The sequence below is a fragment of the Streptomyces sp. NPDC088812 genome (assembly GCF_044750285.1).
Classification (GTDB): Bacteria; Actinomycetota; Actinomycetes; order Streptomycetales; family Streptomycetaceae; genus Streptomyces.
This window is the reverse complement of record NZ_JBIVJP010000082.1, coordinates 1-1251: the sequence shown is the minus strand read 5'-3', so window position 1 is coordinate 1251 and position 1251 is coordinate 1. Positions and strand designations below refer to the sequence as shown.

Annotated in this window: 1 protein-coding gene and 1 pseudogene; both read right to left on the bottom strand. The window is 66.3% G+C overall.

The genetic code is table 11. From position 1 onward, the window contains the following. Positions 1 to 215: 215 nt before the first annotated feature. Positions 216 to 518 (bottom strand): annotated as a pseudogene (locus tag ACIP67_RS43345) (integrase core domain-containing protein); the annotation flags it as partial. A gap of 4 nt (positions 519 to 522) precedes the next feature. Then, on the bottom strand, positions 523 to 1251 hold a 729-nt coding region (locus ACIP67_RS43340; RefSeq protein ID WP_401700246.1), incomplete at its 5' end, for an IS30 family transposase.

The following is a 1251-nucleotide window of genomic DNA, read 5'->3' as shown; positions in this document are numbered from 1 at the left end:
CCGAATTGCGTTCGCAAGTGCGCCACAATTGCACGTGCTCAAGGAACTCTGGGAGTGCGAGGTGACGAGCTGCCTCCATCACTCGGCTGCCGGCCGGAAAGCCATTGACGAGATGGTGAGCGCCGGATGGCTGGTGCATCGATCAACGCTGCTCAGCACCGCGGAGGTCAGCTACTTCAACTACTTCCTGAAGCGCCCTGGGTTTCGTTCCGAGGTCAGGACGCAACGGGCGCAGAATCCTGATCGTGAGTGTAGGCCGCCTCGACCTCTGCAGGAGTGCGGTAGTCGAGAGCCTCGTGGAGACGGGCGGTGTTCCACCAGTGCACCCACCCCATCGTGGCCAGCTCGACCGCCCCGACAGACTCCCACACCCGCTTGGCGTGGATGAGCTCGGCCTTGTAGAGCCCGTTCACCGTCTCGGCGAGGGCGTTGTCGTACGAGTCGCCCACGGTGCCCACCGAGGCCGTCACCCCCGCGGTGATGAGCGCGTCCGAGTACGCCAAACTGACGTACTGGGCGGGTTCAACCGGTCGTTGCAACACCGTGCGTTGAGAGCGAGCGTAGCTGCTCGGCGAAGACCTCCGCGGGAGTCTTCCAGTCCAGGACCTTCCTGGGCCTGTTGTTCAGCGTGTACGCGACTGCTGCGAGGTCCTGGGCCGACCATCTCGACAGGTCCGTGCCCTTGGGGAAGTACTGCCGCAGCACCCCGTTCGTGTTCTCGTTCGTCGGCCGCTGCCACGGCGAGTGGGGGTCCGCGAAGAACACCTTCGTGCCCGTGGCCATCGTGAACTGGACATGCCCGGCCAGCTCCTTGCCCCGATCCCACGTCAAGCTCTGACGCAGCTGCTCCGGCACCGTCGCCATCGCCTTGATCAGGGCCGCGGTCATCGCCTCGGACCCGTACCCACCCAGCGACGGCCCGTTCTTCACCGGCGGCCGCTCACCCCATCCCTGCAGGCGGGGCAAGTGGACCAGGATCGTGGCCCGGCTCTTGCGCTCGGCCAGAGTCCCGATCGCTGAACGCTCGGTCCCGATGATCAGGTCCCCTTCCCAGTGCCCGGGCACTGCACGATCAGCGGCCTCGGGTGGGCGCTTGCTGAACACCACATCCTCGGTGACATGGCCCTGGGGCTTGTTCCGGGAACGTGCCCGCGGCTCGCGCAGAGCCCGCCCGGTACGCAGGCACGCGACGAGCTCACGCTTGAGCGCCCCACGCCCCTGGATGAACAGCGACTGATAGATCGCCTCGTG